The following is a 4611-nucleotide window of genomic DNA, read 5'->3' as shown; positions in this document are numbered from 1 at the left end:
CAAAACATTATCGACTACATGGAAGATGATGGTTTTACAAGATTAGATTTAGCTTTTGATTTTGAAGATGATTTGAGTGATTACTATGCAATGACTGATAAAGCAGTTAAGAAAACTATTTTTTATGGTCGTAATGGTAAACCAGAAACGAAATATTTTGGTGTTCGTGACAGTGATAGATTTATTAGAATTTATAATAAAAAACAAGAACGTAAAGATAATGCAGATATTGAAATTGTTTCAGAATATTTATGGCGTGTAGAAATTGAATTAAAAAGAGATATGGTTGATTACTGGAATGATTGTTTTAATGATTTACATATTTTGAAACCCGATTGGAAAAGTATTGAACGAACATCTGACAGAGCAATTGTTTTTATGTTGTTAAATGACGAAGAAGAATGGGGAAAACTTCACAGAAATTCTAGAACAAAATATAAGAAATTGATTAAAGAAATTTCTCCAATTGATTTAACAAATTTAATGAAATCGACTTTAAAAGAGAACGAAAAACAATTGCAAAAGCAGATTGATTTTTGGCAACGTGAATTTAGATTTTGGAAATAATATTTAAAGATGAGAGGAGTCAATAATGGAGGAACCAAATAAGCAAATTGATAATGTTTTAATAGAATTGAAACGATTGTTTTCAAAAGATTTATTAGGAGTCTATTTATATGGTTCTTATGTTAAAGGGGGTTTAAAAAAAGATAGTGATGTTGATTTTCTAGTGATAATAAATAGAGATATGACTAAAGAAGAAAAAAGAATATTAATTTCGAAAATTATGCCTATCTCTAAAGAAATTGGTGAAGATACAAGTTTAAAATATATAGAATTAACTGTGCTTAATTATCATGAAAATGAAAATTGGTCTTATCCACCTATTGAAGAGTTTATCTATGGGGAATGGCTTAGAGAAGATTATTTAAATTATTTTATTCCAGAAAAGAATAACAACATTGATTTAACAATATTATTATATCAAGCCAAGCTTTCTTCAATATCAATTTATGGCGAAAATAATATTAATAACTTAATTCCTGATGTTCCATTTATTGATTTACAAAAAGCTATAAAGGAAAGTTCTAAAGAATTGATAAAAGATTTTTATGGTGATGAAACAAATGTTATTTTAACCCTTTGTCGTATGATCGTAACTTATGAAACAGGTAAGTTTTATTCAAAAGATTTAGCTGGCAGTATGATAATAGAAAATTTATCAATTGAAGAAAATAATTTAATAAGTTTAGCTATTTCTAGTTATAAAAATGGTAATAGCGTTGATTGGGAACTTTTTCCTGTTAAGAGTGTCATTAAAAAACTTTATGCTTATTTGAATTATAAATTATGATAATAGCTTTTGTGATATTTGCAATATCAAGTATTCCTTAAATTTTGAAAAAGAAAGTAAGTAGTTGAATATATGTTGTTTTAGTTTTGATCTTTATATTTAACAACCACTATTTTGGTTGCTGGTGTTTTGATTTTGAATTTGGTTTTGAACTTATGGACTGACTTGTTCAGTCCATTTTTTGTGCTTGCACAAAAACATGTTTTAGCCTCGCAGAGCATACGGTTTAATGACTTATTTCAAAATAAGTCTAGTATGTTAGACTTAAAATATTAAATGCACGTGAAATCATTATGCTTAGGAGTGATTTTTATATGTCTTATTCCATTGTTAGAGTTTCAAAAGTAAAATCTGGAACAAATACAACTGGCATTCAAAAACATGTTCAAAGAGAAAATAATAATTATGAAAACGAAGATATAGACCATAGTAAAACACATTTAAATTATGATTTAGTAAATGATAATAACCAAAATTTTAATAACTTGATTGAAGAAAAAATAGAACAGAATTATACAGGTAAAAGAAAAATAAGAACAGACGCAGTTAAACATATTGATGGGTTAATTACATCAGATAATGAATTTTTTAATAATAAAACACCAGAAGATACAAAACGATTTTTTGAACATGCTAAAGAGTTTTTAGAACAAGAATACGGTAAAGATAATTTGTTATATGCAATGGTGCATATGGACGAAAAAACACCACATATGCATTATGGTGTCGTTCCAATAACTGATGATGGTCGTTTAAGTGCTAAAGAAGTTGTAGGTAATAAAAAAGCCTTAACAGAGTTTCAAGATAGATTTAACGAATATGTTAATCAACGTGGTTATGATTTGGAACGCGGACAATCAAGACAATTTACAAATGCAAAGCATGAGCAAATGAGCCAGTATAAACAAAAAACAGAATATCATAAGCAAGAATATGAACGTGAGAGCCAAAAATTAGGGCATATAAGACAAAAAACCGATAAATTGATGCAAGAGTATCAAAAATCGTTAAATACGCTTAAAACGCCTATAAACATTCCATATGAGCTTGAAAAGGAAAAAGTAGGTGGATTGTTTAGCAAAGAAACACAAGAAACTGGAAATATGATTATACATCAAGATGATTTTTATGAATTTGATAAAAAAGTAAAAGCAGCTAAAACTATTACAGATGATTATGAGCGTATTAAGTCGGGTGAAAAAATAAAAGGGTTAGAGCGTGATTATAAAAAGACTAGAGATAATTTTTTAGAAACATATGAAATGTATCAAGGTTTGAAAAAAGAAAATGAAAATTTAAAAGAGGAAAATAAAGATTTAAAAACTAAGGTTAATGCTAAAGATAAGCTTTTGGCATTGTTTAAAGAAATGATGTCTGCATTACTAAAAGAATTACAACATATACTGGGTAGGGAAAAATATGTTGAAAGAGTGCGAGGTATAGGAAAAGATAATGAGATGGTTACGGATATCTTTCGTTCTATAGACAAAAGAGATAACCCACAACACTATCCAGAAGAACGAGAGCAAAAAAATAATCAGGAGCGTGATAGAGGTATGACTAGATAATAAAAGACCTTATCAGAATAGATAAAGGCTTAACTAAATACAATCTAGTATTAATGGTACTAAACGGCACATGTATTATAACACGCATTTATGCCGAGAAAATCTATTTGTCGATGAGAGCCCTTAATTAGACTTAAAGCGCCAGCGGTCAATAGCGTCAGCTATTAAAACGACCGATGGACAGCTTTAGGATTATTAAGGAGCGCAGAATCGTCGGCAAATAGAGGAATTGGAATAAAGCAATCAGAGTGTTTTTATTTTTTTCCTGATTCGCCTTTTACTACTGTTTTTTGAAGTATTGATGTTGTTCCAATTTTTTTAGTTTTACTTTTGTTTTTGTAAAAAGTAATTACATGTTTAAATTCAGGGCCTTGTAATGTTTTTCTTTGATATATCTTATCAGTGTAATATACAGTTTTAGTACTAGAAAGGGCTTTTGATGATAAGACTTGGCCTGAAGAAAGGATTGATGCAGCTGCTACACTAGCTCCTGCAGCTACGCCTAATGCACCTAATACTCCTGCTGCTCCAGCTTGTTGAGCTATTTTATTACCTGATGTGTTTCCGGTTTTAGTAGTGTTATACTTCCAACCACCAGCTGCTTCAGCAGTATTATGTAATTTATCACCTGTATTTTGATTTACGACAAAAGATGTTGTTATTGTAGATAACATTACTAGAGAAATTGTTACGGTACCTATTTTTCTTATTAAACTATTCATTTTACACCTCTATAATATATTTTTGTAAGAGTTTAACAAAAAATATATTATTTCAATACTCAAAATAAAAAAGGAGAATTTTATGACTTATGAAAAAATGATTAAAATAGCATTAATTGTTTTTATAATAATAGCTTTTATTAGCTTTTTGTCTGGATTAAATTGGTTAGCTTATATATGTTTAGGTGTTCTATTTATATTTTTATTCTTTGTTGCTTATAAAAAGAGAAGTAAGAAAGATTTTATTATATTAATTGTGGCTATAATTATTCTTTCTGTTTTGTTAATGATTATTTAATCAGTTCTTATATCTGATATTTGATTTTGTTACAAGTATTGTAATTTAAAAAACAAAAAAGACTTAATCTAGTTAGACCAAGTCTTTTGATAGTGTTATATTAATAAACAAATAAAAAGAAGTCGCTCACTCCCCGACCAAAGTTTGTGATAGCGACTTATCCAAAAGAAAACATATGCAATGTGTTTTGTAATTTTTGTATATCTAGATATTAAACGATATATGTTTATTCTTCAAGATATATATTTGGGTGAGCGACTTCTTAAATTAAATTAAGGAGTCGATTTTTTATGAGTAAAAAAGAGCAAGAAATTTTATCAAAGAAAAGCGCAGATCAAGAAAAGTGTAATTTTTCGTTAACCGGCTACTCTAATAGCCGGTTACACGCACATACTGTGTGCATATCTGACCCAAAATTGAGCTTTGATGCTATGACAATTGTTGGAAATCTTAATAAAAGCAATGCTCACAAGCTATCCGAATTTATGAGTATTGAACCACAAATTAGACTTTGGGATATACTACAAACGAAATTTAAAGCTAAAGCTCTACAAGAAAAAGTATATATTGAATATGACAAAGTGAAAGCAGATACTTGGGATAGACGTAACATGCGTGTTGAATTTAATCCGAATAAACTTACACATGAAGAAATGCTTTGGTTAAAAC

The 4611-nt window shown here is 28.5% G+C and carries 5 protein-coding genes and 1 pseudogene; 5 read left to right on the top strand and 1 reads right to left on the bottom strand.

The genetic code is table 11. The features are described 5' to 3' along the window. The 3 genes from KA830_RS10930 to mobV form a co-directional block, all read left to right on the top strand. A partial coding sequence (locus KA830_RS10930) for a replication initiation factor domain-containing protein (RefSeq protein ID WP_210134252.1) occupies positions 1–567 on the top strand: 567 nt, incomplete at its 5' end. 25 nt (positions 568–592) lie between these two features. Then, positions 593–1354 carry an aminoglycoside nucleotidyltransferase ANT(9) gene (ant(9), locus tag KA830_RS10925; RefSeq protein ID WP_031901094.1) on the top strand — a complete coding sequence of 254 codons (762 nt, stop codon included), beginning with the start codon at positions 593–595 and terminating at the stop codon, positions 1352–1354. A gap of 314 nt (positions 1355–1668) precedes the next feature. After that, positions 1669–2922 carry a MobV family relaxase gene (gene mobV / locus KA830_RS10920; protein ID WP_210134251.1) on the top strand — a complete coding sequence of 418 codons (1254 nt, stop codon included), beginning with the start codon at positions 1669–1671 and terminating at the stop codon, positions 2920–2922. A gap of 254 nt (positions 2923–3176) precedes the next feature. Here the strand turns inward: mobV and KA830_RS10915 are convergent, their stop codons facing one another. Next, positions 3177–3644: a hypothetical protein gene (locus KA830_RS10915; protein WP_210122493.1), complete on the bottom strand. Its 468-nt coding sequence runs from the start codon at positions 3642–3644 to the stop codon at positions 3177–3179. Between the two features lie 82 nt (positions 3645–3726). Here KA830_RS10915 and KA830_RS10910 point away from each other — a divergent pair, with 82 nt between their 5' ends. Together KA830_RS10910 and KA830_RS10905 are read left to right on the top strand one after the other, a co-directional pair. After that, positions 3727–3942, top strand: coding sequence for a hypothetical protein (locus tag KA830_RS10910; RefSeq protein ID WP_210122492.1), 216 nt, complete (start codon positions 3727–3729; stop codon positions 3940–3942). Between the two features lie 290 nt (positions 3943–4232). Beyond that, positions 4233–4611, top strand: a pseudogene (locus tag KA830_RS10905) (replication initiation factor domain-containing protein); the annotation flags it as partial.

Origin of the sequence: Staphylococcus sp. GDY8P119P (assembly GCF_017892075.1) — a bacterium.
Lineage (GTDB): Bacteria > Bacillota > Bacilli > Staphylococcales > Staphylococcaceae > Staphylococcus > Staphylococcus ureilyticus.
This window is presented reverse-complemented; position numbering and strand designations above follow the sequence as displayed.

What these genes read in the sequence shown, in the direction of transcription:
- KA830_RS10910 (WP_210122492.1), top strand. Translation starts at nt 3,727, where the DNA reads ATGACTTATGAAAAAATGATTAAAATAGCATTAATTGTTTTTATAATA.
- KA830_RS10915 (WP_210122493.1), bottom strand. Translation starts at nt 3,644, where the DNA reads ATGAATAGTTTAATAAGAAAAATAGGTACCGTAACAATTTCTCTAGTA.
- mobV (WP_210134251.1), top strand. Translation starts at nt 1,669, where the DNA reads ATGTCTTATTCCATTGTTAGAGTTTCAAAAGTAAAATCTGGAACAAAT.